Genomic DNA, 26920 nt, shown 5'->3' on the forward strand with positions numbered 1-26920 from the left:
CCTCACCGCTTCCCGGCGCTTTGCGCGCTGAGCAGGATCTGCGTGACGACGTACTGGGTCAAGCCGAGCTTCCTCGCGATCTCGTCCGGCTTCATCCCCATCGCACGGTAGGTCAGCGCGAGCTCTACCTGGGCCTCGCTCCATCGCGGCCGGGACGGGCGGACGCTCGAACGGGGGACCAGCACGCGCGGCTCGTGTCGTGCATCTCCATCATGCGCTCGTATCGATCGGCGCCGAACGGAGCCGCGAGCATCCGGTTCCTTCTTGAACCGGCCGCTCGCCATCTCCTCCTGCGTCTCGTCGTCGAGGACCACGAACTGGTCGGCGGCCTTGTTCACGCCGACGGTTGCGATCACGCGTGGCCTGGCATTGCGCTCTCGGCACGCTGGCTTGGTGCAGTAGTCGTACTTCTGGGCTCGTTCCGGATGCAGCTCGTCGCCGCAGGTAACGCAGGTGGCCACGTTCCTCCTCGAGATGAAAAAGAAAGCCGGGCGTCGCACGGGCACATTTCTCAACCCGCGCGACGCGCCGGCTATTCCGTGCGTCGTGCAGCCGCGCTACCTGGCTTGTTGCAGCCGCCCGTCCTCGGGCTCCTCGAGCAGCTCCGCGAACAGCGCTCGATAGTGAACGAACGCCCGTCGGAGCTCCTCGGTGCTTTCCTCGGTCGAACCGGTCGTACCGGTCCGCTCGAAGACGCCGTGGGCCGAGCGGTAGTTCTCGACGACCTGCGGGTGATCGACCGAGATATCGGCGGCTCGCTGCTCGAAGTCGTCCATCGGGTAGCCGCGGTCGCGCATCACCGTCGTGACGAGCTCATCGGCCTCTCGAACGGCCGCACCGGGCTCGTCGACGAATCGCGCCTGTACGTCCTTCCACTGCGATGAGTAGCGCTGCCGCGTGGCGGGATCGAGCGGGCGGATCTCGAGCTGCTCACGGCGCGCGCGCCGCTCCTCGAGCTCGGACTCGACGATCCTTCGGTCCTCCCGTTCGTCGAGCATGCGGTCGTACTCGGGTCCGAACTGCTCCTTGAGCCGTTCGGTTCGCCGGTTCGCCCACACGAAGTAGGCGGCGACGCCGATCACGACCAACGCGACGACGGCGATGACGATCCACACTTCGGGTCCCATGAAGTTCCCCCTTCCTGGTTCGGCGGCGGCAATCGACGCTGCCCGGGGGTTCGTACCCGGAGCCCTCCAGAGCTACGCGGAGCGTTCGCGGTGCGTGTTGTCCCTGCCTTGGGTCAGGCAGCCGTGAGCTCGGCGGGATGGATCGTGATCGTTCGAAGCTCGCCGTCGCGCCACACCCGCGCCTTCATCGACCGGCCGATCACGTCGCCGACCATCAGCCGCTGGAGATCGCGCGCGTCGGCGACCGGCACTCCGTCCAGCTCGACGATCAGGTCGCCGGAGCGGATGCCCGCCCGAGCCGCGGGGCTCCCCGCCACCACCTGCATGACCTCCACGCCGTCGTCTCGCCCCACAGCGGCCGCGACCCGCGGCGGCAGCGGGCGCCCGCCGCCGGCGATGCCGATGTAGGCGCGTTGGAACCTCCCCGCCGTCATCAGCGCGTGCATGATCCGGCGCGTCGAGTCGTCGATGGGGACGGCCAGGCCGAGCCCCACACCGGCAACGGCGGTGTTGATGCCCACGACCCGGCCCTGCCCGTCGGCGAGCGCGCCGCCGGAGTTCCCGGGGTTCAGGGCGGCGTCCGTCTGGATCACGTTCTCCACGACGCGGCCCGCGCTCACGGGGAGCGCACGACCCAGGGCGCTCACCACGCCCGCGGTCACCGTTCCGCCGAAGCCCATGGGGTTCCCGATGGCCACGACGAGCTGGCCCACGCGGAGGTTCGAGGCGTCGCCGAGCTCCGCAGCCTCGAAGCCGGCGCCCTGCAGACGGAGGACGGCCAGGTCCGAGAGCTCGTCGCGCCCGATCACGTCGAAGGGGACCTCCCGTCCATCGACGAACGAGGCCGACCCGCGATCGGTACCCCCGACGACGTGCGCCGACGTCAGCGCGAACCCGTCCGGCGCGATGACGACGGCCGACCCCGCGCCGTCCACCTGCGTCCCGCGGACGCGGCCTCGAACCCGGAGGCTGGCCACCGAGGGGATCAGCCTGGCAGCGACCGAGGTGACCACGCGCGAATAGGCGTCAAGGGCCTCGTCGGAGGTCGAGCCGTTCAGGTCCTGGCTGCTCGGGGTCACCGCTTGTTCAACGCGATCAGGCCCCGTCCGATTCCGACGGCCCCAAAGGCCGAGAGCAAGGAGTACGGCCCCGTTTCCGGGGGTACGTCCGTGTCCGAGGCGGACCCAACAGGTCCGCGGGGGGAGGAAGCACGATGCTGGCTGCCGACATCAAGATCACGGTCGTCGACGTCATCGTCTACGCCGTGGCCGGTCTCGTCATCGGCGCGATCGCGCGTCTGTTGATGCCCGGGCGACAGGACTTGAGCATCGTGGCGACGATCATCCTCGGGGCGGTCGCTGCCATCATCGGGGGCCTCCTGTGGGAGGCGATCTTCCCGGACAACGACGGGATCGCCTGGATCGGCTCGATCATCGTCGCCGTCCTGCTGCTCTGGCTGTACGCCGCGTTCTTCGGCTCGCGCGGGCGGCGGACCACCGCCTTATAGACCGGCGCCAACCCAGTCGCCCGGGGGCGCTATCCTGCTTTCGGTGGCGACGTACGAGTACGTGTGCATGGCGTGTGAGCGCCGGTTCGAGGAGCGCCGGTCGATGAGCGCCTCCGTCGAGACGGCGCTCGCCTGCCCGTCGTGCGGGAGCGACCGGGTCCGCCGGCAGTTCTCGTTCATCGCGGGAACGAGCTCCGCCGGCTCCACGCCCGCCGCCGGCGGGTGTGCGTGCGGCGGCGCCTGCGCCTGTCGAGGCTGAGCGTCACCGCGTAAAGCTCAATCGAGGCGGGACAGCTCGAGCGGCCGTCCTTCGACACCGCGCAACCACTGCCGGGCGTTCTCGCCGAGGTGCGGAACGTAGTAGCCGCCCTCTTGCAGGATGACGAGGCGCCTTCCGAGCGTCGCCATCCGCCGGCCGACCTCGTGGTACGCCGCGCTCGTCAGCGCGAGGTCGCAGATCGGATCCCGCGCATAGGTGTCGAATCCCAGGGAAACGACGATGACCGATCCACCGTGCCCGGCGACGCGGTCCAGCGCGCGGTCGATCGCCTCCAGATATGCGGCGTCCTCGCACCCTTCCGGCAATGGGATGTTGAGGTTCGCTCCCTTCCCGTCGCCAGCGCCGGTCTCGTCGGCGAAGCCGGCGAAGTACGGGTAGGCCCGATCGGGGTCGCCGTGCAGCGACGCGTACAGCACGTCGCCGCGTGAGTAGAAGATCTGCTGGGTCCCGTTGCCGTGGTGGTAGTCGACGTCGAGGATCGCCACCGGCTCGTGCGTCCTGCGTGTGAGCTCCTCGGCGGCGATTGCCGCGTTGTTGAAGTAGCAGTACCCGCCGAACGCCGCGCGCGGTGCGTGATGGCCGGGCGGACGGCACAGCCCGTACGCGACGCTCTCGCCTCCGAGAACGAGGTCGACCGTCGTGAGCGCGGTGTCCACCGCCCACCTGGCCGCCTCGTACGTCCCGGCGACGATCGGCGTCATCGTCTCCCACGTCCAGTAGCCGAGTCGCGCGAGCGTGGATCGCGGCTCGCCGAGAGATCCCATCCCCTCGCGCAGCGCGGGATGCAGGATCGTGTCGGGGATCATCTCCGGCGCGCCGTTCTCGCCGAGCCACTCCGTCCACGCCGTCTCGAGGAACCGAACCATGTCCGGATCGTGGACCGCGTGGATCGGTTCGACGCCGTGCTCGACCGGGTCGACGAGCTCGAACCCGCCGTCCGCGTCGAGTGCTGCCCGTATGTTCTCGATCCGCGCCGGCACTTCGTATAGCGGGCCCGGGACGCCGAAGTGAACCTCGGTATCCGCGTCATGTTGCCTGTGCCGTGACGTGTAGACGGCGCGCATCGCGAGGACGATCGCGACCTGAGGCGACGGCGTCAAGCCGCTCGAACGGTAGCTACGCGCGGACGTTGCCAAGCCAGCTGCGGTAGAGCCCGGCGTACGTTCCCCCGGCGTCGACGAGCTCCGCGTGTCTGCCGCGTTCGACCACCCGGCCGGCGTCGAACACGAAGATCTCGTCGGCGCCCTCTGCGGTCGACAGGCGGTGCGCGATCGTGATCGTCGTTCGCCCGGCCGACACCCGGCGCAACGCCTCGGAGATGCGGCGCTCGGTGGCCGGATCGACGGCGCTCGTCGCCTCGTCGAGGATCAGCAGTCCGGGGTTCCCGATCTGCGCCCGCACGAGCGAAACGAGCTGGCGTTCGCCGACCGAGAGCGCCTCGCCCCGTTCGCCCACGCGCGTCTCGAGCCCGTGGGACAGCGACTCCACCCAGTCACGCAGGCCGAGCTCGTCGAACGCCGACTCGACGTCGCGGTCGCTCGCGCCTTCACGGCCCGCGCGAACGTTCTCCCGAACGGTGAGGTCGAACAGGAACCCGTCCTGCGGCACCATCCGGATCGCGTTCTGGCGCGATGCGCGAGCGACCTCGCCCAGTTCGACGCCACCGACCTCGATGCGTCCGCTCACCGGATCGGCGAGGCGCGCGAGGAGCTTGCAGAACGTGGTCTTCCCCGAACCGGTCTCGCCGACCACCGCGACGTGTGCCCCGGGTTGGACCTCCACGGATACGTCGCGCAGAACGAGCGGCCCGTCTCCATAGCGGTACGAGACGTCCTCGGCCTTCACGTCGAGCGCGCCGCCGCGGAGCGCCACGCCGGGCGACGGCTCCTGCACGTCCACGGGCATCTCGAGGAGCGCGAGGATCTTGCGCCAGCCGGCAATCGCGGTCTGCGTCTGCGCGTAGATCTCGGGAAGGTCGGTGAACGGGTGCAGGAACATGTCGGCGAGGAAAAGGAACGCCGACACGGTTCCGAAGGTCAGCCCCCACTCCGGACCGAACATCGCGCCGACCACGATGACGACGGCGTACGCGAGGCCCCAGAACACCGTCCCCATCGGCCACATCGTGGCGGTGCGAAGGTGCGCGAGCACGTGCGCGCGATACCGCTCGTGGATCGAGCGCTTGACGCGCATGTCGACGCGCTCCTCGAGTCCGTAGGCGCGGACGACGTCGGCGCCCATCACGCTCTCGGAGACCTCCGACAGCATCTCCCCGACGCGGACCCGGACGGCGTCGTACGCCGCCGACATCGACGCTTGCAGCTTGCCCATCACCAGCAGCAGCGGCAGGACGAGAAGTACGACGGGGATCGTGAGCTGCCACGAGAACAGGAGCATGATCACGAACACCACGACGATCTGGACGATCGCCCAGATCCACGAGATCGCCCCTTCCTCGGTGAACTCGGCGAGCGTGTCCACGTCGGCAGTGACGCGGGCTACGAGCACGCCGCGGCGTTCGCGCGATTGCGTGGCGATCGACAGTCGATGGATGTGCTCGAAGCCCCGCACGCGCAGGCCCATCAGCGCTTCCTCCGAGGAGCGAACCAGCCGGCGAGCCGCTGCTCGCGCCGCGAGGAACGCCAGCGTGACGATGCCGAACGCGACGGCGCACAGACCGAACACGAACGTTGCGCGGAACCCGCCGCGGAAGCCGTGATCGAAGATCTGCTGGATCAGGATCGGCGTCGCCAGGTTGCCGATGACTGCGCCGAGCGAGATGGCGATGGTGAACCCGAGGCCCTTCCGGAGCTCGGGACTGAGACGCAGGCCCTCGAACAGGACGCTCCACGCGCTCCGGAGGTGCGCCGGGATGGGGAGGTCGTCTTCGCGGGCGTCGACCTGCGTGGGGTCGATCGTCGTCGCACTCATCTTCGTGCCGCCTCACGGTCGGCGCCTTGCTCGGTTGCCGCCCGACGCTCCCGGCGCTCGTACGCGCGGATCATGGCGGCGTAGCCGGGCTCGGCCATGAGCTCGTCGTGCGAACCGGTCGCCCGGATGCGTCCGTCGTCCAGGTACAGGACCCGGTCGGCCAGGCGGATCGTGGAGAGTCGGTAAGCGACGACGATCAGCGTCGTCTGCAGGTTCGTTCGAAGGGCCGCCAGGATCTCCGCTTCGATCGTCGGGTCGACCGCGCTCGTCGCGTCGTCGAGGATCAGGACGCGAGGGCTCCGCACGAGCGCGCGGGCGAGCGCGACCCGCTGGCGCTCACCGCCCGAGAGCGTGTGCCCGCGTTCGCCGAGGACCGTGTCGTAGCCGTTCGGGAGGTCGCGGATGAAGCGATCGGCGCGCGCGATGGTGGCGGCGCGTTCGATGTCCTGTCGCGTCGCGTCCGAATCCAGCCCGATGTTCTCGGCGACGGTGTTCGCGAACAGGAAGCTCTCCTGGAACACGATCGATGCCGCGCGACGAAGTGACCTGGGCTCGACGTGGCGGACGTTGACTCCGCCGAGGAGGATCTCGCCGGAATCGGGGTCGTCGAGCCGAACGATCAGTTGCGCGAGCGTCGACTTGCCGACGCCGGTCGCGCCGACGATCGCGACAGACTCGTTCTCTTCGATGTGGAACGCCACTTCGTCGAGCACCCGGAAGCCGTCGAACCCGTACGTCAGGGCCTCGGCGCGAACGTCGAGCGGGCCGTCGGGGAGCGGGGTCGGGTCGGCGGGGAGGTCGATCGTGACCGGCTGCTCGAGCACCTCGGTGACGCGACCGTGCCCGACGACGGCGCGCGGGATCTCGGCGAGGATCCAGCCGACGAACCGCATCGGCCACGACAGCAGACCGAACAGCGTGACGACCTGGACGAGCGTTCCGAGCGTCACGTCGCCGGTCGACAGGCGCCACGACCCGATCGCGAGCAGAACGATCACCGCGAGATTGGGGAGCGCCTCGAGCCCTTCCTCGAATGTCGCTCGGACGTAGCCGGCTCGCACACGTTGGTCGCGCAGCTCCTGTGCCTTTGTGCGGAGCCTGTTCACCTCGGCGTTCTCCCGGCCGAGCGTCTTGACGACCAGCGCGCCGTCGATCGACTCGTGCGCGATCGCCGAGACCTCGCCGATCCGCTCCTGCGCGCGCTCGACCGGCGCCTGCATCCGTCGAGCGAACGCGCGGTTCATCAATCCGAGCGTTGGGATGACGACGAGGCCGACCAGCGTGAGAAACGGGTCGGTCACGACGAGCGAGATCAGAGCAAAGACGACGAGGAGGATCACCCCCACCGAGAAGGGGACGGGGTAGATGACTTCGATCGACGCCTCGACGTCGGCCTCCATGTGCGCGAGCAGCTCGCCCGTGGGTCGTCCGCGGTGGTACGAGAGCGACAGATCGCGGTAGCGGTCGGAGACTCGGTCGCGCAGCGACGCGGCGACCGATGAACCCATCACACCGCTGAAGTACCGGCGGATGCCGATGCCGGCGGCTCGGATGCAGGCCAGACCCACCACCGCGGCGACCCCGAGCCAGATCGTGGACGCCGAGACCCCCTCGGGGGTGAACGCCGGCCGCAGGACTCGATCCGTGACGCGCCCGAGGGCGATGGTGACGGCGACCGATCCGACGGCGAACAGGAGGGCACCGGCCACGGCGAGCGCGAACGGCTTGGGGTGCATCCGGACGTAGGACAGGATCAGGCGGATGCCGCGCCCGAACACGTCGCGAGCGACGCGCTGGGGCGCCTCGAGCTCGGGTTCGTCGGTCCGCATCGCTCCCTATGATGCGCGACGATGACCACCCGCTCCGAGTGGGCCGAGTACTACGACGAGCACGAGGGTCGCGAGCCGCGCGAGATGCTCCTCGAGGTCCTCGACGCGTTCGGTGCGAGCGAAGAGCGTTCGGCCGTCGATCTAGGGTGCGGATCGGGAATCGACACACTGGCCATGCTCCGGCGGGGATGGCGAGTGTTCGCCATCGATGCCGAGGAGGAGGCGATCGAGCGCGTTCGCCGTCGAGTCCCGGGGACTGTGTCCAGCCGCCTGACGACGGTCGTGTCGAGGATGGAGGACGTGGATCTTCCTACCGGCGTCGATCTGGTCTGGGCGAGCTTCACCCTGTTCTTCTGCCGGCCCGACGCGTTCGGCGACGTGTGGAGCCGGATCGGCGACGCGATCGCGCCTGGAGGCCGGTTCGCGGGCGAGCTGCTCGGCGACCGCGATACCTGGGCGCCCGAGGACGACGTCTCGGCGTTCACGCACGACGAGGCGGTGGCGCTCTTCGACGGATTCGAGGTCGAGCGGTTCGACGAGGAAGAGGAAGACGGCCGCGCCACGTCCGAGGACAAGCACTGGCATCTCTTCCACGCGGTCGCGAGAAAGCCGCCGGACGCGTCAGGACCCTGACGCCGTGGCGTTTCGGCGTATCCCCCCTCGGGTAGGCGGACGCTTGTTCGAGCGACATGGCCCAGCGCGAGGAGGAGTCCGCCATCCAACTGGGAACGCGGTGCCGACACGCCGGCTGTCAGTGCGACGTCGCAGACGGTGAGAACGTCTGCAGCGATCACTGCCGCAGGCACGCGGAACAGGGCTCGCACCTCGATCACGTCTGCGAATGCGGTCATCCCGCGTGCGGACCGGTCGGCCAGTGAGGTTGAGCTGACGCAGGCAGAACGGAGCGATTCCGACGCTGCCCTCGCGGAGATCCATAAGGTCAGGGAGACGGCCGAGCGCCTCGCGAACGGCGACTACCCCGCGGACGCGGACGACGTTCGAGTGCTCGCCGGGATGATCCACCAGCTCGCGGAGCAGGTGGAACGGCTCGCGTCGGCGAGCAGAACGTAGCTCTAGCGGCGGGATTCAGGTCGTCGTCGTGTCGGTAATCGCTTCGTCCTGCGTGCCGACCGTCGCGACGATGCGTGCCGCCCTGCGCAACGGCGACACGAGCGAGTACAGGAACGGAATGGCGTACGCCACAGCGGCGATCGCGACGGCCGGGCGCAGGCCGACGGTATCGCCGAGGAGACCGCCGAGGAGCGCGCCGATCACCGACATCACCGCGCCGAGCACGCTCGCGCTCGCCCAGACGCGCCCCAACACGCGCTCGGGCGTAATCGATTGTCGGAGCGCCGTCAGGCCGATGTACTGGATCACGCCGCCGGTTCCGCCGATGAAGCCCGGAAAGGCGAAGAGCAGGACGTTCACCGTGTCTGGCAGCGAGTCGTTCGCGACGACCATCGTGTACGGGCTCGCCGCAACGAGGAACAGGCCGAGCACGATCATGCCGCCGATATCCAATCGACGCTCCACGCGAGGCGCGATCAGCGAACCGGCCACGAACCCGACGGAGCTCAGCGCGAAAGCGAGCCCCATGAGCTGAGGGCTCAGTCCGACCTCGCGAAGGATGTAGAGAACGATCACGGTGAGCGAGATGGCGTCGATCAGGTCGAGGATGGCGCGAGGGACCGTGATGGCGCGCTGCATGGGGTCGACGAACGTCACACGGAGCCCCTCGACGATCCGCCGGAACACGGACGCCGCCTCCTCGGCCTCGTCGGCACGGCGCTCCGGCACGCGGATGCCAGCGAGAAACGCGATCGTCGCGACGAAGGAGACCGCGTCGATCACCATAAGGAACGGCGCCTTCATCAATCCGATCAAAATGCCGCCGACCCCCGGCCCTGTGATACCCGTCGACGAGAAGATGAGCATCAGCTTGCTGTTCGCCTCGACGAGGTGCTCGCGCTCGACGACCGAGGGGAGGAACGCGGCCCATGCGGAGTACCAGAACGGCCAGGCGATGCCGAAGGCAAGTGACAGCACGTAGAGGTGCCCGACTGTGAGAGAGCCGAGGACGAACGCCACGGGAATCGATGCGACGAGGACGGCCGCGGCAGCGTTTATCCAGATGAGGAGTTTCCGGCGTGAGACGCGGTCGACCCAGACCCCCGCCAAGAGCCCGATCGCGACGTTCGGGACGTTGCCGAGCGCGCGGATCAACCCCATCTGTCCGGGCGTCACGCGAAGCGTCACGGCTGCCACGATCGGGAGCGCGAAGTGAGTGAGGCTGTCGCCGAGGCCCGAGACGGCCTCGCCGAACCAGTAGTTGCGGAAGTCGCGGTTCTGCCAGATCGGCGACAAACGCGGGCGGAGCGAGATGATCGGCATCGCGCCTAGCATGACGCACGTGGCTTCGCGGGGGACGCCGATCCGAGCAGCGATCGTCGGGACCGGGTTCGCCGGGTCGGCGCACGTCGACTCGTTGTCGCGCCTTCGCGACGTCGAGCTGGTCGGGGTGCTGGCGAGCACGCCGGAGCGATCTCAGACAGCGGCCGAACGGCTTCGCCTCTCACGCGCCTATGCGTCGTTGGCGGACGTGCTCGACGACGACGTCGACGTCATCCACAACTGCACGCCGAACGTGTTCCACGCCGAGGTGACCGCCGCGGCACTTGTGGCCGGCAAGCACGTCCTGTCCGAGAAGCCGCTAGCGATGGACTCGGCCGAGACGTCCGCGCTCGTCTCGGCGGCGTCGTCGGCGAACGTCGTGACCGGCGTGTGTTTCAACTACCGGCACTTCCCGCTCGTCCAGCAGATCCGCGCCGAGCTCGCGTCCGGCGCGCACGGCGCGGCGCATCTTGTTCGTGGCGCGTATCTCCAGGACTGGCTGCTGTTCGCCGAGGACTGGAACTGGCGGTTGGAGGCCGCCCGAGCCGGTAGTACCCGCGCGGTCGGCGACATCGGGTCGCACTGGCTGGACCTCGCGCAGCACGTCACGGGCGACGTGGTTGTCGCGGTGATGGCGCAGCTCGGGCGGGTGCACGATGAGCGGGTTCGTCCGACAGCGGAGGCCGAGACGTTTCGGCGCGGGGAGGGACCGACCGAACGCGTTCCCGTCGACACCGACGACTTCGCGAACGTGCTGCTGCAATTTAGGAGTGGCGCGCGCGGAGTCCTCACGGTGTCGCAGGTGACTGCGGGGGCGAAGAACCGGCTGACGATCGGCGTGGACGCGGCGACGGCGTCGTTCGAGTGGAACCAGGAGGAGCCGAACACGCTTCGCGTGGGTCGGCGCGACGGCGCGAGCCTCGAGGTCCCCCGCGACCCCGGCGCGCTCGCGCCGCCTGCGGCGGCGCTCGCCCACCTCCCCGGCGGCCACACAGAAGGCTGGGCCGATGCGCTGCGGAACCTGTTCGAGGACTTCTATGCCGCCGTCGCCGCGCATCGCGACGGGCGAACGCGCAACGGAACGTTCGCGACGTTCGAGGACGCGCATCGGGTGACACGACTGGTGGAGGCGATCGCCGAGAGCGATCGGGAGCAACGCTGGATCGAAGTACGAATGGAACGACAGGGGGCATCGACGTGAAGCTCGGCGTGTTCACGGTGCTGTACCGGGAACTGGCATTCGAGCAGATGCTCGACAAGGTCAAAGCGCTCGGCTTGGACGCGGTCGAGCTCGGGACGGGCAACTATCCCGGTAACCATCACTGCGACCCCGACGAGCTCCTCGCCGATCCGACCAAGGCAACCGCGTTTCGCCGCGCCGTCGAGTCGCGCGGCCTGGTGATCAGCGCGCTCAGCCAGCACGGGAACCCCGTTCATCCCGACGCCGAGTTCGCCAAGCGCGATCGGGAGGTGTTCGACAAGACGATCCGGTTGGCCGAGGTGCTCGAGGTCCCGGTCGTGAACGCATTTTCCGGCTGTCCCGGCGACCACGCCGGCGCGAAGTACCCGAACTGGGTCACCTGCCCGTGGCCGGACGACTTTCTGAAAGTGCTCGAGTGGCAGTGGGACGAGGTCGTGATCCCGTACTGGACGGACGCGGCCGAGCTCGCTCGGGCGCATGGCGTCACCAAGATCGCCCTCGAAATGCACCCCGGGTTCGTCGTCTACAACCCGGAGACGCTGTTGAAGCTCCGGGCCGCCGTCGGCGAGTCCATCGGCGCGAACCTCGACCCCAGCCACCTGTTCTGGCAGGGGATCGACGTCGTCGAGGCGATCAAGGTCCTCGGCGCCGACAACGCGATCTTCCACGTGCATGCCAAGGACACGTTCGTCGACCGTCGGAACGTCGCCGTGAACGGGAACCTCGACACCAAGCACTACGACAGGGTGCTGGAGCGGGCGTGGACGTTCCGAACCGTCGGCTACGGACAGGGCGAACGCACCTGGCGCGACTTCGTCTCCGCGCTCCGAGCGGTCGACTACGACTACGTGTTGAGCATCGAGCACGAGGACCAGCTCATGTCGATGGACGAGGGGCTCCGCAAGGCGATCGAGCTGCTGCAGGCCGTGGTGATCCGCGAGGAGAAGCCGAAGATGTGGTGGGCGTAGCCGACCGATGGGCGAGGTCGAGCTCGACGACGTCACCAAGGTCTACCGCGGCGGTATCGAGGCGGTGTCGTCGCTCGATCTCGACGTGCCCGACGGCAGCTTCTTCGTGCTCGTCGGTCCCTCGGGATGCGGCAAGACCACGGTGCTTCGGATGGTCGCGGGTCTCGAGGAGGTGACCAACGGCACGATCCGCATCGGCGGGCGCGACGTCACCGACGAATCACCTCGCGATCGCGACGTCGCCATGGTGTTCCAGAACTATGCGCTGTACCCGCACATGACGGCGTACGAGAACATCGCGTTCGGCCTTCGCACCCGCCGCGCCAAGAAGGACGACGTCGACCGGATGGTTCGTCAGGTCGCCCGCATCCTCGAGATCGACAAGGTCCTGGACAAGCGGCCTCGCTCGCTATCAGGCGGCCAGCGCCAGCGCGTCGCGCTTGGACGGGCCATCGTTCGGCAGCCGCAGGTGTTCCTGATGGACGAGCCCTTGTCGAACATCGACGCGAAGCTCCGTGCGGGCATGCGCGGCGAGCTGATCCGGATCCAGCGTGCAGTGGGCGTGACCACGCTGTACGTGACCCACGACCAGGTCGAGGCGATGACACTTGGCGACCACGTCGCGGTGATGCGCGACGGCGTGCTGCAGCAGGTGGGCCGACCGAGCGAGCTGTACGACGAGCCGGCGAACCTGTTCGTCGCCGGGTTCATCGGGACGCCGCCGATGAACCTGGTCGAGGCAACGCTGACCCGTGACGACGGCGTCCCCACGCTCGCGTTCGGAACGCATCGGCTCGGGATTGACGACCGGGTGTTCGAACGTCATCCGCGGCTCCGCGTGTACGAGGGCCTGCCGGTCGTCGTGGGTATCCGCCCGGACGACCTGGAGCACGCGGCGCTCGCGCCGACCGCGCCGGCCGACGCGCGCATGGTGGCGAACGTCGAACGCGTCGACACGATCGGGCGGGATCTGCACGTGCACTTCGACATCGGTGCGCCGGTCGTGGATGTGCCCGACGCCGGCGACGGCGACTTCGGAGTACACGACGACGGGCCGGCGTTCGCGCTCGGGAGTGCCAATCAGTTCGTGGCGCGAATCGACGAACGGACGCCCGTTCGCGTGGGCGATCGGTTGGAGCTCGTCGTGAACACAGCCCGACTGCACGCATTCGACCCCGTAAGCGGCGAGGCGGTCGGCTGAAGCCGGCGGTAGCCGAGCGGCGCGAGGCGGTCGTGCACTCTCCGTGTTCGAAGCTGACTTGGAATCTTGGACGATCGCCCTGGCGTGCCGGTATTTCCCTCACTGGGGCTTGGGAATGATTCTCCGGGCCTTGAGGCGGTCCACCAACGTGCCGATGTTCTGCCCATGGAGAGTTGGGACGCGTGGGAGGCGGAGATCCAGGAGCGCCTCGCCGAGCTGACGGACGAGCAGTCATCGCGCAGGCCGGTTCGAAAGCCCACATGGGCAAGGCTCGTTCTAGCTGTGGTTCGGGCCGCTGCCGGCGTCACCGTTTCCGCGCCTCGCTGATCGACACGAAACACCTCTGGCCGTCCTCCTTCTACGCTGACGTCTAGCGGTGCCCCCGTTTGCGGAGGTGGCTCGTTGCCGCCGCCGGCCCGCGATTCGATCTGGCCCGATGAACGCGTGTCGAAGGACCGATCGCCCAGCTATCCGAGGAAGATCGCGTCGATCTCGCGCTTCGTTTCGTCGTCGAGCCGGAACTCGCCGGCCGACGTGTTGTCACGCACGTGCCGCTCGTCGCGCGACCCAACGATCACGCCGCTCACGCCGGTGATCTCGAGCACGGCCCGGAGCGCGAGCGTGCCAGTCGGTACACCCAGCCCTGCGGCGATCGGGCGGAGTCTTTCGACCTTGTCGAGGTGCGGACCGATCACGCCGGGCGCGAAGTACTCATCGTAGTAGCCGACGTCGCCCTGGCCGCTCCGCCAGTCGTCGGGTTCGAACGTCGTCTCACGCGTGATCGAGCCGGTCAGCAGCCCGAACGCTAGCGGCGAGTAGCCGAGGTAACCGATGCCCCGCGCGGCGAGCCACGGTATGAGTCTGTCGCGATCGCGCTGCGCGAGGAGCGACAGCCGGTTCTGGACCGAGTCCACTTGTCGGATCGCAAGGCACCGTTCGACGAGCGTCCGATCGAAGTTCGACACGCCGATGTGGCGGGCGAGTCCTTCGTCGGCAACCTCGGCCATCGTCGACCACGCTTCCTCGATGGGCACGATGTGCTCCGCCGGCCAGTGGATCTGGTACAGGTCGACCCGATCCGTTCCCAGACGCTTCAGCGAACCGCGGATCGCGCGGCGGATGTCGTCGGGGCGGAGGCCGGACGCGAAGTGCGCCACCTTCGTGAACACCAGCACCTCGTCCCGGCGGTCGCGGAGCACCTCGCCGATGAGCTCCTCGGAGCGCCCGCCGCCGTACGACTCCGCCGTATCGATCCAGTTCATCCCGGCATCGATCGCGGCGTGCATGGCGTGGATCGCGTCGTCGTCGGAGCGTTTGTCCCACTCGTCGCCGCCCGCCTCCCACGTGCCGAGGCCGATCACCGAGATCTTGGCGCCTGTCGCTCCGAGCCTTCGCATCTCCATGGCGGGGAGACCTACCCGCGACCGACGATCTCGACTCGATTCTCGAGCACCCCGAGGCGGTCGATCTCGATCCGGACGACGTCGCCCTCGTGGAGCGTCACGGTTGTGTCAGGCACGATACCGGTACCGGTGAGCAGGATCGCGCCGTGCGGAAGCGTGAGCGCGCGGCCGAGGTGCGCGGCGAGCTCTTCGAACGACCGGCGCATCTTCGCGGTACTCGTCTCGCCCGAGAACACGCTGACGCCCTCGCGCACGATGTCGACGCGGATGTCGAACGGCGGCTCGACGCGGTCGGCCGCGACGAGCGCCGGTCCGAACGCGCACGCCCCGTCGTAGACCTTGGCCTGCGGCAGGTAGAGCGGGTTCTCGCCCTCGATCGTCCGAGACGAGACGTCGTTGCCGATCGTGTAGCCGATGACGTTCATCTCCGTGTCGAGCACGAGGGCGAGCTCCGGTTCGGGAACGTCCCATCCCGAGTCGGCGCGGATGGCGATCGGTTCGTTCGGCCCTCGAACGCGCCAGCCGGGCGCCTTGAAGAAGAGCTCGGGGCGTTCGGCAACGTACACGAGGTCGTACGGCGTCGCGTCGGCCGCTTCTTCGCTACGCGCCTCGAGTGACCGCTCGTACGTGACCCCGGCGGCCCACACCTCTTGCGTTGGCGCGACCGGTGGGAGGACGCGCGAGCCGGGAGGTATGTCGCCGTCACCGGGACCGTCCAGCGCTCGGCGAAGAGCTCCCGCGTCGATGCCGGAAAGCTCGGTGAGCTCGACGAGCTCGACCGGGCCGGACTCGACATCGCCACGCGCGACGCGGACGTTGCCATCGGGCGTCTCGATGCGGAACAGAGCGTTCGCCATCGGTGCGAGACCCTAACGAGTTGACACCGCTGCGGCGGAGGCGTCAGCGTCGAGCAGATGCTCCTTTCGGATGACGCGGCAAGCGTCTTCTACGACGGCACGTTGACGGATCCGCAGCTCGACCATCCCGAAGGCGTCGCGGTGCATCCCGACGGCAGCGTGTGGTGCGGTGGCGAGCGCGGACAGATCTACCGGCTCGATCCGGACGGCCGGTCGCTCACGGAGGTCGCGTCGACGGGCGGGTTCTGCCTGGGGATGGCGTTCGACGACTCGGCGAAATACTTATACGTGTGCGACCTCAAGCACGCGGCCGTGTTCCGGATGGAAGTCGCATCCGGACGCGTCGAGCCATTCTCCGCGGACGGGTTCCGCATCCCGAACTACCCGGCGTTCGGACCCGACGGCGATCTGTACGTTTCGGACAGTCACGCGTTCCGCCATCCCGGACCGGGCGTGTGGCGTGTCGATCCCGAGGGGAAGGCGACGCTCTGGTACGAGCGCTCGGTGAACTTCGCCAACGGGCTGGCGTTCGACGAGAGCGGCTCGAACCTGTATGTCGCCGAGACGTTCGGGAATCGGGTGTCGCGGATCGCGCTGCGCGAGGACGGCTCCGCGGGCGAGCTCGAACGCGTCGTTGAGACGCCGAACGCGTGGCCCGACGGGCTCGCGTTCGACATCGAGGGGAACATGTACGTCGGGTGCTACGAGCCGAGCCAGGTGCTGCGGGTCGATCGCGAGGGCCGGATCGACGTCCTCTACCGCGAGATGTCGGCGCACACGGTGGCGCACCCGACCAACATCGCGTTCCGCGGCACGACGATGTTCACGGCGAACCTCGGACGCTGGCACATCACGCGGATCGAGGTCGGCGTCGAGGGACTTCGGCTCCCCGTTGCGCGATGATCCATCTTCGCGGAATCTCGTGGGATCACGTCCGAGGGCTCGGCGGCGTTCGCGCGACCGCCGACGCGTTCGCGGCGTCGCATGCCGGCGTGCGGATCGAGTGGACCGCGAGGTCGCTCCAGGCGTTCGCGGACGAGCCGGTCGACCGGCTGGCGGAGCGGTTCGACCTCATCGTGCTCGACCATCCGGCGACCGGGTTCGCCGTCGCGCGCGGATGTTTCGTTCCGCTCGGCGAGCATCTCGACCAGGCGTTCCTGGACGAGCTGCGGAGCTGGACCGTGGGACGGAGCTTCGAGAGCTACGAGTGCGAGGGTCACGTGTGGGCGCTCCCGATCGACGCCGCGGCGCAGGTGGCCTCGTACCGGCCGGACCTGCTGAATCGCATCGGCGCCGAGGTGCCGAGGACCTGGGATGACGTCGTCGACCTGGCCGAGCGGGCGCGCTCGGCCGGCGCGTGGGTCGGATTCCCCTCGATCCCCGTCGACGCGGTGCTCGCGTTCCTCGCCCTGTGCGGCGCGCTCGGCGAGGAGCCGTGCGGACACGACGACGTCGTCGTCTCGCGCGACACCGGTATTCGGGCGCTCGAAACGCTCCGGAGCGTCGTCGCCGCGTCCCATCCCGAGAGCACCTCGTGGAACCCGCCGTCGATGCTCGAGCGAATGTGCACGACCGACGAGGTCCCGTACTGCCCGCTCGCGTTCGGCTATTCGAACTACGCGCGTCCGGGCTTCCGTCCGAACATCGTGCGCTTCGCACCGGCGCCCCAGGGCGTCGACGGCGTTCCGCAGGGAACGCTCGGCGGAGCGGGTCTCGCCGTCTCTGTGCATTCGCGCAACGTCGACGCCGCGATCGAGTACGCGAGGTTCGTCGCGGACGCGGAGACCCAGCGCACCGTGTACTTCGAGGGCGGCGGTCAGCCGGGTCACCGAGCCGCATGGACGAATCCGGGCGTGAACGCGTCGTCGTCCGGCTTCTTCGCGGATACGCTCCCCGCCCTGGACGCGGCGTGGCTGCGTCCGCGGTACGACGGCGTGCTCGAGTTCCAGGAGCGAGGTGGCGAGCTGATCAACTCGTGGCTGCGCGACGGCGGTGATGCCGGCGCGGTCCTGAATGCACTCGACACGTGGTACGCGGAGAGCATGCGCACGGGCGACCGGAGAGGCGTGTCCAGGTGACGCGCGCGCTCGAGGGCGTTCGAGTTCTCGACTTCACGCAGATGATGTTGGGCCCGTGGGCCACGCAGTTCCTCGGAGACATGGGCGCCGACGTCGTGAAGATCGAACGGCCCGGCCCGGGCGAATGGGAACGCGGTCTCCGCGCGATGGGAGAGCTGCTCGACGGGCAGAGCCCGTTCTTCTTGGCGATGAACCGCAACAAGCGGAGCGTCGCCATCGACCTGAAGCATCCGCGCGCTCGCGACGTCGTCCTGCGACTCGCGGAGCGATGTGAGCTCATCGTCGAGAACTTCCGGCCGGGTGTGATGGACCGGCTGGGGATCGGCTACGACGACCTTCGGACGGTGAATCCGTCGATCGTGTTCGTATCGGGAACCGGCTTCGGGCCGGACGGACCGTACGTCGGCCGGCCCGGGCAGGACCTGTTGATCCAGTCGATGACGGGGCTCGCCGCGTACGGGGGCCGGCGCGATGACCCGCCGACGCCGTCGGGGAGCTCGATCGTCGATGCGAGCACGGCGCTGCTCCTGGCGTTCTCCGCGATGGTCGGGTTGTTCCACCGCGAGCGCACCGGCGAGGGGCAGCGGATCGACGTGAGTCTGTTCAACACGGCGATCGCGCTCCAGTGTCAGGAGATCGCCGCGTTCCTGAACATGGGCAAGCCTTTCGAGCGAAGCGAAGCGGGGATCGGCGGCGCGTGGCTCTCGGCGCCGTTCGGCATCTATCGAACAGCGGATCGGCCGATCGCCATCGCCATGGCGTCCCTCGCAGTCGTCGGTGAGTTGATCGACGCTCCTGAGCTCGCCCAGTACGACGAGGGGAATCGGGCATACGACGATCGAGACGATGTCTACCGGATCGTTCAGGAGCGGCTCATCGAACGATCCGCCAAAGACTGGCTCGACATCCTGGCGACGAAAGATGTGTGGGCCGCGCCGGTGCAGACGTTCGATGACCTCGTCGACGACCCGCAGGTCGAGCACAACCGGCTGCTCGAGACCGTTCGTCACCCCTCGGGCGGCGACCTTCGCGTCGTCGGCGTTCCGATGCGGTTCTCAGAGACGCCCGGCGAGATCCGTTCCGGTCCGCCCGCCGTCGGCGCGCACACCGACGAGGTCCTGAGCGAATCCGGCTTCTCGGATGCCGAGATCCGCGCGCTGCGAGACGACGGGCTGATGGGCTCGTGACGCTCGTTCTGTCCGAGCGGCGAGGTCCTGCGGTCGTTCTGACGTTCAATCGGCCGGACAAGTTGAACGCGCTCAGCACGTCCATGCTGAACGAGCTCAAACGGGGTCTCGACGAGGCCGAGGGCGATGTCGACGTGCGGGTCGTGATCCTGACCGGAGCCGGCGAGAAGGCGTTCGTGGCCGGCGCCGACATCGGCGAGTACGCCGAGCAGGACGAGGAGGCGTTCGGCGAGTACCAGCGATACACCCGGGGGCTGTTCACGCGGATCGACCGGTTCCCCAAGCCTGTGGTGGGCGCGGTGAACGGCTACGCGCTCGGCGGTGGCTTCGAGATCGCATTGTGCTGCGACGTGTTGATCGCCAGCTCGAACGCCTGGTTCGGACTCCCCGAAGGCTTGCTGGGTCTCTCGCCGGGCGGCGGCGGAACGCAGCGATTGACGCGTGCCGCCGGGCCGTTCGTGGCGGCCGACGTGATGCTGTCGGCCCGGCGGCTGAGCGCGGAGGACGCGTTCCGCCTCGGCCTCGTCGCGGAGATCGTCGACTCGGAGCGGCTGATGGAGACGGCGCTGGCGAAGGCCGAGGCGATGGCGAAGATCGCGCCGCTCGCGACGACGGAGATGCTTCGGTTGATCGAGGTGGCGGGGGATGCGGAGCTGGAGGAAGGGCTGACGGTGGAGCAGTCGGCGCTCGCGCGCTTGCGCGCGACCGCCGACGCAGCTGAGGGGGTCGACGCGTTCGTCAACAAACGCGAGCCGAAGTTCAGGGGCGCGTAGGGGAGGCGAGATGGGTCGGCTCGACGGGAAGGTCGCGGTCGTGACCGGCGGCGCGAACGGCATCGGCAGAGCATCGGCGAAAGCTCTCGCTGCGGAAGGCGCCCGCGTCGTGATCGGCGACGTCGCGGAGGAGCGCGGCGAGAACGTGGCGCACGAGATCCGGGAGTCGAACGGCGAAGCGATGTTCGTTCGAGCGGACGTCACGAGGATGTCGGACGTCGAGGCCCTCGTTCGTGAGGCCGTCGATCGCTGGCGCCGCCTCGACGTGATGTTCAACAACGTCGGCGTGGCGATCCCGGGGACGGCCGACGAGATGAGCGAGGACGATTTCCGCCGCGTGCTGGACGTCAACCTCATCGGGGTGTGGCGCGGCATGCGTGCCGCGATCCCCGAGATGCTGCGGACCGGTGGCGGATCGATCATCAACACCGGCTCGGTACAGGGTCATGTCGCGTTCCTCGGATGGGCCGGATACGCGGCAAGCAAAGGTGGCGTGGATGCGCTGACTCGACAGGCAGCGGTGGAGTATGCGCCGAAAGGGATCCGGATCAACTCGATCGTGCCCGGAACGATCCTCACGGAGATGAACGAGAAAATCCTGAGCGAGGCCGAGGATCCTGACGCGCAGATGGCGATGTGGACGTCGATGCACCCGATCGGCAGGGTAGGTCAACCGGACGAGGTCGCTGCGGCGGTCGTGTTCCTCGCGTCGGACGAGTCGTCGTTCATCACGGGCGAGTCGCTGCGGATCGACGGCGGCTTGATCGTGAGAGCGTGACCGACCCGACGGTCCTCCTGCTCGGTGGCGCGAGCGGCGTCGGCAAGTCGCAGATCGCTTCGGACGTCGCAGCGCGGTTCGGCGCGAGCGTCGTGGCCGTGGACGATTTCCACGTCGTGCTAGAGCGGATGACATCGCCCGAGCGGTATCCGGAGCTCCATCGGTGGCGACTCCATCCCGAGGAGGTGCTGGCGCTCGATGACGCCGGGATGCTCGCGCACACGAGGGCGTACGCCGAGGTGATGGCCGAGGCGCTCGAAGCGGTGATCGGCAACCATCTCGATTCCGGACCTCCGATCGCGCTCGAGGGCGACTTCATCCTCCCCTCGCTCGCGATGCAGAGGACGTACGACGGCGTGGCGGCGGACGGTCACGTCCGCGCGGTGTTCATAGTCGAGGAGGACGAGGACCAGCTTGCTCGCAACTTCCTCACTCGCGAGGGCGAGGAGCAACCTCGCCGCGCGCGAGCGAGCTGGTGCTACAGCGAGTGGCTCCGTGAAGAGTGCGAGCGAATCCGCGTCCCCGCGATCGCCTCGCGGCCGTGGGCGACGACGCTCGAACGCGCGCTGGCTGCTCTTCGATAGTCGCCGCCGGCGGGCTTCAATCAGGACGAGCGGCTGACCTCTCACGTCGTAACCCGCGTCGGGCTCCCTCTGTGAGGAGCTCGTCGAGGCGTGCTGCCCCGTCGAACGCCGTCGGCGCGCGGACGGATAGGCCGGCATAGAGCGCCGCCCACGCGACGCGCCCCTCGACATCGAGTCCGTTCAGATCCGCCCAGATGTAGGCCGGGACGAAGAGATCACCCGCGCCGGTCGTGTCGACGGCCACGACTCCAGGTGCCTCGACTCGCACCTCTCGGCCGTTCTCGACCGCGAGCGCGCCGCGCGGGCCGAGGGTTACGACCACGCACTCGACGTCGCGCGCGAGCGTCGTCGCGGCCGCCGCAGAGTCGGTCGCGCCGGTCAGCCTGTTCGCCTCGCGTTCGTTGAGGATCAGCGCCCGAACGCCGTCGAGCGATCGAGCATCGACGCTGAGGCCTGCTTCGAGTTCGATGCCGCCCGTCGTCGCGTAGACGGCACCATTCGGTGGCCGAAGAGGGAGCCGGCCGAGGGACAGCACGAACGCGCTCGCGCCGACGGCGACGACGTCCCCTGCGGTCGGTTCGGTCTTGTCGAACGCCGTCGCCATCGCCGAACCGTCGGGCGTCGAAAGGATGGTCGTGGTCGCCGTCGATCCGGTACGACGCCCGATCCACTCGACACCCTCCGCCGAGAGCATCGTTCGCAGAACCTCGCCGGCAGGGTCGTCGCCGATCGGCGAGACGAGGGCGGCGGAAAGACCGAGTCGCGCCGCGCCGATCGCCTGCATCCCCGTGCCGCCCGGAGCGATGTGGAGCTCCCGCGCGATGATCTCTTCACCCGGACCGGGCACGCGGGGGAGGCCGGCGAACGTCAGGTCGAGGAAGGGAGCGCCGACGACCGCGATGTCGAACGTGCTCACGTGTACCTCTCCCGCATCCACGTGTGTCGTTCGAAGTAGCCGTCCACGATGCGTTCCGCCAGCTCGCGCGATTGAACGACGGGGTGGCAAGCGATCGCTTCCAACACAGCGCCGCGCGACGGCGAATCGATGGCCGCGAGCGTCGCGCGTTCGGCCTCCCTCACGCGTTCCATGAGCCGACGCTCATCGGCGCCGAGACCGTCGACATGGTCGGCTTCTGGACCTGCATCGCCTACGACGCATGGAACCTCGACCGTCGCGTCGTCGTCGAGCCAGCCGACCGTCTCGCCGTTTCGAACGCCAAGGATGAGCCGGTCGCGCGTGTCGTTCGCGACCGCGCGAACGAAAGCAGCGGCGACCCCGCCGTATCCTTCTTCGTCCGCCGACGTCACCTCGTCGTCCGGCGTTACCACAGAAGTCGACACTGCGGTGGTGACGTCCCCGACGCCGTCCGTCTCGGCCATGTACGTCGAGTGACGAGCGTCCTTCGCCCGGCGCCACGCGGCCACCGCCTCTTCTGGGGACGAGGCCTCCGTGCCGTAAAACGCCGCCTGTTGTCGGGCGAGGATCTCCGCACGCGCGCCGTCGCGTCGGAACGCGGAGATCACGTCAGTCGTCGCTCGGTAGTACGCGAGGTATTCGTTCGGGATCATGCCCCGTTCGCGAACATCGCTCACGCCGGCCAGCTGCACCTCGTGCACCTGCGCGACGCGATCGTCGCCAAGAAACGCGGGCATGACATCGTGGTCTTCGTCCCACAAAGCGCCTAGCCAGCCGAGGTGATTGAGCCCGACGTAGCCGGGCCGCAGCGACGACATCGGCCGTCCGAGCGCCGCGGCCGCATGCCGCCAGAGCGCGGTCGGCGAGTCGCAGATCCCGATCACGCGATCGCCGAGCACCGTGCGCAGCGCCTCGGTGACCAAACCGGCGGGATTGGTGAAGTTGACGAACCCCGTGTCTGGCGCACGATCGCGCACCACCGTCGCGATCCGCTGCATCTCGGGGACGGTTCGGAGCGCGAACGCCACGCCTGCCGGACCGACGGTCTCCTGACCGAGCACGCCGAGCTCGAGCGGGACGCGTTCGTCCACGATCCGGGCGGCGAGGCCGCCGACGCGAACGGCGGCGAACACGGCTCCCGCGCCGTCGCTGGCTTCCTCGAGCGACGTCGTGGTCCGCACCGGGACGACGGTGCCTCCGCGCTCGCGATCGAGACCCGTTATCACCGCTGCCATTCGTTCCAGCCGAGCGGCATCGACGTCGTACAGCGCGAGCTCGGCGACGTCGACGTCGGAGGCGACGCCGACCAGCGCCTCGGCCACCATCGGCGTGCGAAACCCTCCGCCGCCGATGAGCGCGATCTTCACGACGAACGCCGCGCCGAGGCGGCGCACACGGCCTCGAGCCATTTCCGTTCGAACCGCTCGGCGTCGACGGCGACCGCCGTGCGGAGTGGCACTCCGCCCTCGCGCCGTTCCATCCGCAGCAGCCCGTCGTCCTCGCGTTCGAACGAGCACGGCACCCGCTCGACGGTGACCCCGTCCCATCCGAGAGCCACGGCGCACGCGAGCGGGTCGTACTGGAAGTTCAGCAGATCGCTGGGCAGCCCGGGGAACGATGCCGGTAGCCGGTCGCGCCGCTGGTCGCGCGCGTGTCTTTCCGCCTGAGCGGCGATCAGCGCCCCGAGCGCACCGGCATCGCGCAGCGCGTGGAGCTGCCTGCCTCGGACGCAGACCTCGAGCGACACCGCGAGCGGCACGACGATCGGATCGCACCGCCGGAACACGATCGATGCCGCGACGGCGTCTTGCTGCACGTTGAAGTCGTCACGCATCCCCCAGGGCGGCAGACCGTCGCGCGGCGTCGTGTGGTGACCGCCCATGACCGCGACGCCGGCCGATGCGAGCAGTCCCGGCCGCGCAGCCTCGAGCATTGCCAGGTTCGTGTACGGACCGACCGCGACGATCACCGCGCCCGCGCGTGCGTTCGACTCCAGCAGCTCCAACGCGGCGCCTGCGGACCATGGCCGAGGTGCGATCGGCTTGGGCCAATAGTCGGGGAAGGCGAGCGGCTCGAACAATCCGCCGATCGACCCCTCGGCTCCGGCCGCGAACGGAACGTCGCTTCGTCCGGCGAGCTCGAGCGCGTAGGCGACCAGTCCCGCGCGGCGGCCGCCCGGATCGGTTGACGTCGTGACGCCGACGAGCTCGGCGTCCGGCCATCCCAGGACCATCGCGAGCGCGCAGAGATCGTCGGTATCCGAGCCGAGATCCGTGTCGAGATGGATCCGCGTCACGTCGACGCGCGAACCACGAGGCGGCACGGCAGGGTCACCGCACGCTGGGGTCCAGCATAGGCGCCGGTCATTCGCTCCATGAGCAGGGCGGCCGCCGCGTGGCCGGTGTCGAACGCGGGGTTCACGACCGACGTGAGCGGTGGCGAGACGAGCGCGGCCGCCTCGATGTCATCGAAGCCGACGATCGCCACGTCGTCGGGAACGCCGAGCATGTGTGTGCGCAGCACGTCCAGCGCACCGATCGCCATCAGGTCGTTCGCGCAGAACACCCCGTCGGGCGATTGCGTGTTCTCGAGCAACGCGCGCATCGCGCCGGCGCCTCCCTCTCGAGTCCATCTGCCGTGACGGATCATCGACCGATCCGTTATCAGCCCCGCCGCGGCGAGAGCGCGCCGGTATCCCTGGTTGCGTGGTTCGCCCGAGCCGGGGATGCCCTCGATCATCGCGATGCGCGTTCGGTGGCGTTCCACGAGATGCATCGTCGCGTCGTAGGCGCCCTGCTCGTCATCGGGACGGACGATGTCGATGCCGGGATGATCGGACGCCTCGGCACCGATCCACACGACGGGGATGTCGCTCCCCGTCACGTCTCGGAGCTGGTCCACACCGACAGCGAACGAGTCGAGCACGAGTCCGTCCACGCGCCTGTCGCACATCTCCTCGACGAACTCGAGCTCCTCGGTGGGACGCGAGTCCGTGTTGCAGACAACGACGTGATAGCCCGCGCCGATCCCTGCCTCGAGCCCACGGGCGAGCGTCGGATAGAACGGGTTCGTGATGTCGGGGATCAGCAGCGCGACGAGATGTGATCGCCTCGTTCGAAGGCTCCGGGCCAGACCGTCCGGGCGGTAGCCCAGCTTTTGGATCGAGATCTGCACGCGCTCGCGTGTCGGCACTGCGACGGGCCGACGACCGGAGAGCACGTGCGACACGGTCGTCTTGCTGACGCCCGCGTGGAGGGCGACGTCCGCGATGGTCACTCGCCGGTCTGCAAACCGATTCACACGCACAGGACACCGCCACGCCCCGCCCGTGTCAAGGCCCGGTGATCGTTGCCTTGACAGAGGCGAGAGCAGGTGGGCATGCTCGCCGGGCTGGTGTTCCAAATCGGTTTGGACCGTGTCCGTGTGGGGTGCCCGGACGCGTGAGGGCCCGAAGGGGGGACTGCCAGGTGAGATCAGCCCGGACGGTGCTCGTTCGACGCTCGGCGTACGCGATCGCGTCGCTTGCGCTCATCGCGGCCGCGTGCGTGGGCGGTGGCGGCACCGAGCCGTCGCCTGATGCCGGCGCACAGGTCGAGCCGATCGTGGCTCAAGAACCATCCGAACCGGTCACCATTCGATATGCCGTCTTCTCCTCCGTGGCCGAATCGCCCCAGATGAAGGGGTTCAAGCGCGCGTTCGAGCAGGAGCACCCGAACATCACCGTCGAGTTCGAGCCGGTCCCTTCGGGGCGCAGCCGCGAGAAGATGCTGACGCAGATCGCGGGGGGGAACGCGCCGGACACGGCGTTCATCGACGCGGGGTTCGTGCAGGAGCTCGCGTCGCGCGGCGCGCTGATGAACCTCGACGGCTACATCGCCGGAAGTGACGTCGTGGCGAGAGAGGACTACGTCGAGGGTTTCCGCAACACGGCCCTCTTCCAAGACAGCATGTACGGACTCCCATTCGACGGCGAGACCACCGGCCTGTTCTACCGGACGGACCTGTTCGAGGAGGCGGGGATCGAAGGGCCCCCACAGACATGGGAGGAGTTCGAGCAGGCCGCGCAGGCGCTGACCGAGCCCGACGAGCAACAGTACGGCGTCGCGATGTTCTCCACGGAGGCGGCGTACTACTGGTACCCGTGGCTGTGGCAGGCCGGCGGCGACACCCTGAGCGAGGACGGCCAGGACATCGCGTTCGACAGTGCCGAGGGCGTCGAAGCCGCGCAGTTCTACGTCAACCTCGCCCGGAACTACGCTCCGCCGGACTACCTGGCGTCTGACTCATGGAACGGGCGCGTCGCGTTCGCGACGGGCAAGGTCGGGATGTATATCGCCGGCAACTGGTTTGCTGGGCAGCTCCTGTCGGAGTTCCCCGACATCGAGGGAGAGTGGGCGAGCGCTCCGCTTCCGCAGGGCGACGCCGGCTGCGCCACCACGCTCGCCGGTGACAGCCTGGCCATCCTGGGGACTTCGGAGAACGCGGACGCCGCCTGGCTGTGGATTGAGTTCCTGTCCACTCCGGAGAACATGACGACCTGGACGATCGGCGAGGAGACGACGACGCTGCTGCCGCCGCGCGAGTCGCTGCTGAGCTCGCCGCAGCTCGCGGAGAACAAGCCGTTCCTCCAGGGCTTCGCCGACGACATGGAGTGCGCGTTCGTCAGCACCGTCGAGCAGCCTCGGTTCCCAGAGGTCGAGGCCGTCCTGAACGAGAAGCTCGGCGAGGCCATGTTCGGAGACATCACGCCGGAAGAAGCGGTCCAGCAGGCCGCCGCGGAGGGCGAGGAGATCATCGACGAGGGCTAGGCCGGGTCGAGGTCTCGTGGGACCGGACTTGATGCGCGGCGCGCGCTCCTGACGGAGCGCGCCGCCCAACCAACTGGAGCACGTCACTGGCGGAGGCC

At 68.7% G+C, this 26920-nt stretch carries 28 protein-coding genes; 15 read left to right on the plus strand and 13 right to left on the minus strand.

Features of this window, described 5'->3' with window-relative positions:
* Window positions 1-2: 2 nt before the first annotated feature.
* The 3 genes from VFA08_05770 to VFA08_05780 all read right to left on the minus strand — a co-directional run bounded on the left by VFA08_05770 (window position 3) and on the right by VFA08_05780 (window position 2206).
* Window positions 3-461, minus strand: a complete 459-nt coding sequence (locus VFA08_05770) for a hypothetical protein (GenBank protein HYZ13099.1) — start codon at window positions 459-461, stop codon at window positions 3-5.
* 96 nt (window positions 462-557) lie between these two features.
* Window positions 558-1127, minus strand: coding sequence for a hypothetical protein (locus VFA08_05775; GenBank protein HYZ13100.1), 570 nt, complete (start codon window positions 1125-1127; stop codon window positions 558-560).
* Between the two features lie 113 nt (window positions 1128-1240).
* Complete coding sequence (locus tag VFA08_05780) at window positions 1241-2206, minus strand: trypsin-like peptidase domain-containing protein (GenBank protein ID HYZ13101.1); 966 nt, start codon at window positions 2204-2206, stop codon at window positions 1241-1243.
* 134 nt (window positions 2207-2340) lie between these two features.
* Between VFA08_05780 and VFA08_05785 the strand changes: the two genes are divergently transcribed.
* A complete protein-coding gene (locus VFA08_05785; GenBank protein ID HYZ13102.1) occupies window positions 2341-2634 on the plus strand; it encodes a GlsB/YeaQ/YmgE family stress response membrane protein in 294 nt (97 codons plus the stop codon).
* Window positions 2635-2677: 43 nt separating this feature from the next.
* Entirely contained in the window at window positions 2678-2893 is a 216-nt protein-coding gene (locus tag VFA08_05790) for a zinc ribbon domain-containing protein (GenBank protein ID HYZ13103.1), read from the plus strand.
* 17 nt (window positions 2894-2910) lie between these two features.
* On the opposite strand, the gene VFA08_05795 is transcribed toward VFA08_05790, so the two are convergent.
* Genes VFA08_05795 through VFA08_05805 form a run of 3 tightly spaced genes read right to left on the minus strand, consistent with a single transcriptional unit; the run spans window position 2911 to window position 7674 of the window.
* Window positions 2911-4014 (minus strand): histone deacetylase family protein, encoded by a 1104-nt coding sequence (locus VFA08_05795; GenBank protein ID HYZ13104.1) that lies wholly within the window; start codon window positions 4012-4014, stop codon window positions 2911-2913.
* A 16-nt stretch (window positions 4015-4030) separates the two neighbouring features.
* Entirely contained in the window at window positions 4031-5845 is a 1815-nt protein-coding gene (locus VFA08_05800; protein HYZ13105.1) for an ABC transporter ATP-binding protein, read from the minus strand.
* Entirely contained in the window at window positions 5842-7674 is a 1833-nt protein-coding gene (locus VFA08_05805; GenBank protein ID HYZ13106.1) for an ABC transporter ATP-binding protein, read from the minus strand. Before VFA08_05805 ends, VFA08_05800 begins: the two co-directional genes overlap by 4 nt.
* A 21-nt stretch (window positions 7675-7695) precedes the next feature.
* On the opposite strand from VFA08_05805, the gene VFA08_05810 reads away from it, so the two are divergent.
* On the plus strand, window positions 7696-8307 hold the full coding sequence (locus VFA08_05810; protein ID HYZ13107.1) for a class I SAM-dependent methyltransferase: 612 nt from the start codon (window positions 7696-7698) through the stop codon (window positions 8305-8307).
* A 138-nt stretch (window positions 8308-8445) separates the two neighbouring features.
* Window positions 8446-8745, plus strand: coding sequence for a hypothetical protein (locus VFA08_05815; protein ID HYZ13108.1), 300 nt, complete (start codon window positions 8446-8448; stop codon window positions 8743-8745).
* A 15-nt stretch (window positions 8746-8760) separates the two neighbouring features.
* Here the strand turns inward: VFA08_05815 and VFA08_05820 are convergent, their stop codons facing one another.
* Window positions 8761-10068: an MFS transporter gene (locus VFA08_05820; GenBank protein HYZ13109.1), complete on the minus strand. Its 1308-nt coding sequence runs from the start codon at window positions 10066-10068 to the stop codon at window positions 8761-8763.
* Between the two features lie 19 nt (window positions 10069-10087).
* Between VFA08_05820 and VFA08_05825 the strand changes: the two genes are divergently transcribed.
* The 4 genes from VFA08_05825 to VFA08_05840 all read left to right on the plus strand — a co-directional run bounded on the left by VFA08_05825 (window position 10088) and on the right by VFA08_05840 (window position 13765).
* The gene (locus VFA08_05825; GenBank protein ID HYZ13110.1) at window positions 10088-11269 is read left to right on the plus strand and encodes a Gfo/Idh/MocA family oxidoreductase; all 1182 of its coding nucleotides are present in this window, start codon (window positions 10088-10090) and stop codon (window positions 11267-11269) included.
* Window positions 11266-12237, plus strand: coding sequence for a sugar phosphate isomerase/epimerase (locus VFA08_05830; protein HYZ13111.1), 972 nt, complete (start codon window positions 11266-11268; stop codon window positions 12235-12237). The genes VFA08_05825 and VFA08_05830 overlap by 4 nt, the downstream gene beginning before the upstream one ends.
* Window positions 12238-12244: 7 nt before the next feature.
* Complete coding sequence (locus VFA08_05835) at window positions 12245-13438, plus strand: ABC transporter ATP-binding protein (GenBank protein HYZ13112.1); 1194 nt, start codon at window positions 12245-12247, stop codon at window positions 13436-13438.
* A gap of 165 nt (window positions 13439-13603) precedes the next feature.
* Window positions 13604-13765, plus strand: coding sequence for a hypothetical protein (locus VFA08_05840; GenBank protein HYZ13113.1), 162 nt, complete (start codon window positions 13604-13606; stop codon window positions 13763-13765).
* A gap of 140 nt (window positions 13766-13905) precedes the next feature.
* Here the strand turns inward: VFA08_05840 and VFA08_05845 are convergent, their stop codons facing one another.
* Window positions 13906-14841, minus strand: a complete 936-nt coding sequence (locus VFA08_05845; GenBank protein HYZ13114.1) for an aldo/keto reductase — start codon at window positions 14839-14841, stop codon at window positions 13906-13908.
* 11 nt (window positions 14842-14852) lie between these two features.
* Window positions 14853-15698 (minus strand): fumarylacetoacetate hydrolase family protein, encoded by an 846-nt coding sequence (locus VFA08_05850; GenBank protein HYZ13115.1) that lies wholly within the window; start codon window positions 15696-15698, stop codon window positions 14853-14855.
* Window positions 15699-15755: 57 nt separating this feature from the next.
* Here VFA08_05850 and VFA08_05855 point away from each other — a divergent pair, with 57 nt between their 5' ends.
* From VFA08_05855 to VFA08_05880, 6 genes are read left to right on the plus strand one after another with little or no spacing between them, the layout of a single operon-like run.
* Window positions 15756-16601 (plus strand): SMP-30/gluconolactonase/LRE family protein, encoded by an 846-nt coding sequence (locus VFA08_05855; protein HYZ13116.1) that lies wholly within the window; start codon window positions 15756-15758, stop codon window positions 16599-16601.
* Window positions 16598-17776, plus strand: coding sequence for an extracellular solute-binding protein (locus VFA08_05860; protein ID HYZ13117.1), 1179 nt, complete (start codon window positions 16598-16600; stop codon window positions 17774-17776). The genes VFA08_05855 and VFA08_05860 overlap by 4 nt, the downstream gene beginning before the upstream one ends.
* Window positions 17773-18963 (plus strand): CoA transferase, encoded by a 1191-nt coding sequence (locus tag VFA08_05865; GenBank protein HYZ13118.1) that lies wholly within the window; start codon window positions 17773-17775, stop codon window positions 18961-18963. Before VFA08_05860 ends, VFA08_05865 begins: the two co-directional genes overlap by 4 nt.
* Window positions 18960-19736, plus strand: coding sequence for an enoyl-CoA hydratase/isomerase family protein (locus VFA08_05870; protein HYZ13119.1), 777 nt, complete (start codon window positions 18960-18962; stop codon window positions 19734-19736). Before VFA08_05865 ends, VFA08_05870 begins: the two co-directional genes overlap by 4 nt.
* A gap of 10 nt (window positions 19737-19746) precedes the next feature.
* Window positions 19747-20514 carry a glucose 1-dehydrogenase gene (locus tag VFA08_05875; protein HYZ13120.1) on the plus strand — a complete coding sequence of 256 codons (768 nt, stop codon included), beginning with the start codon at window positions 19747-19749 and terminating at the stop codon, window positions 20512-20514.
* Window positions 20511-21098, plus strand: coding sequence for a hypothetical protein (locus VFA08_05880; protein ID HYZ13121.1), 588 nt, complete (start codon window positions 20511-20513; stop codon window positions 21096-21098). Before VFA08_05875 ends, VFA08_05880 begins: the two co-directional genes overlap by 4 nt.
* 16 nt (window positions 21099-21114) lie before the next feature.
* Here VFA08_05880 and VFA08_05885 read toward each other — a convergent pair whose 3' ends face one another.
* From VFA08_05885 to VFA08_05900, 4 genes are read right to left on the minus strand one after another with little or no spacing between them, the layout of a single operon-like run.
* On the minus strand, window positions 21115-22014 hold the full coding sequence (locus VFA08_05885; protein ID HYZ13122.1) for a PfkB family carbohydrate kinase: 900 nt from the start codon (window positions 22012-22014) through the stop codon (window positions 21115-21117).
* Window positions 22011-23408, minus strand: a complete 1398-nt coding sequence (locus VFA08_05890) for a 6-phospho-beta-glucosidase (protein HYZ13123.1) — start codon at window positions 23406-23408, stop codon at window positions 22011-22013. The genes VFA08_05885 and VFA08_05890 overlap by 4 nt, the downstream gene beginning before the upstream one ends.
* A complete protein-coding gene (locus VFA08_05895) occupies window positions 23378-24337 on the minus strand; it encodes a nucleoside hydrolase (GenBank protein ID HYZ13124.1) in 960 nt (319 codons plus the stop codon). The genes VFA08_05890 and VFA08_05895 overlap by 31 nt, the downstream gene beginning before the upstream one ends.
* A complete protein-coding gene (locus VFA08_05900; GenBank protein ID HYZ13125.1) occupies window positions 24307-25290 on the minus strand; it encodes a LacI family DNA-binding transcriptional regulator in 984 nt (327 codons plus the stop codon). Before VFA08_05900 ends, VFA08_05895 begins: the two co-directional genes overlap by 31 nt.
* A 191-nt stretch (window positions 25291-25481) precedes the next feature.
* Between VFA08_05900 and VFA08_05905 the strand changes: the two genes are divergently transcribed.
* Window positions 25482-26822 carry a sugar ABC transporter substrate-binding protein gene (locus VFA08_05905; GenBank protein HYZ13126.1) on the plus strand — a complete coding sequence of 447 codons (1341 nt, stop codon included), beginning with the start codon at window positions 25482-25484 and terminating at the stop codon, window positions 26820-26822.
* Window positions 26823-26920: the final 98 nt, after the last annotated feature.

This window comes from Actinomycetota bacterium (assembly GCA_035640355.1).
GTDB lineage: Bacteria > Actinomycetota > UBA4738 > UBA4738 > HRBIN12 > CALGFI01.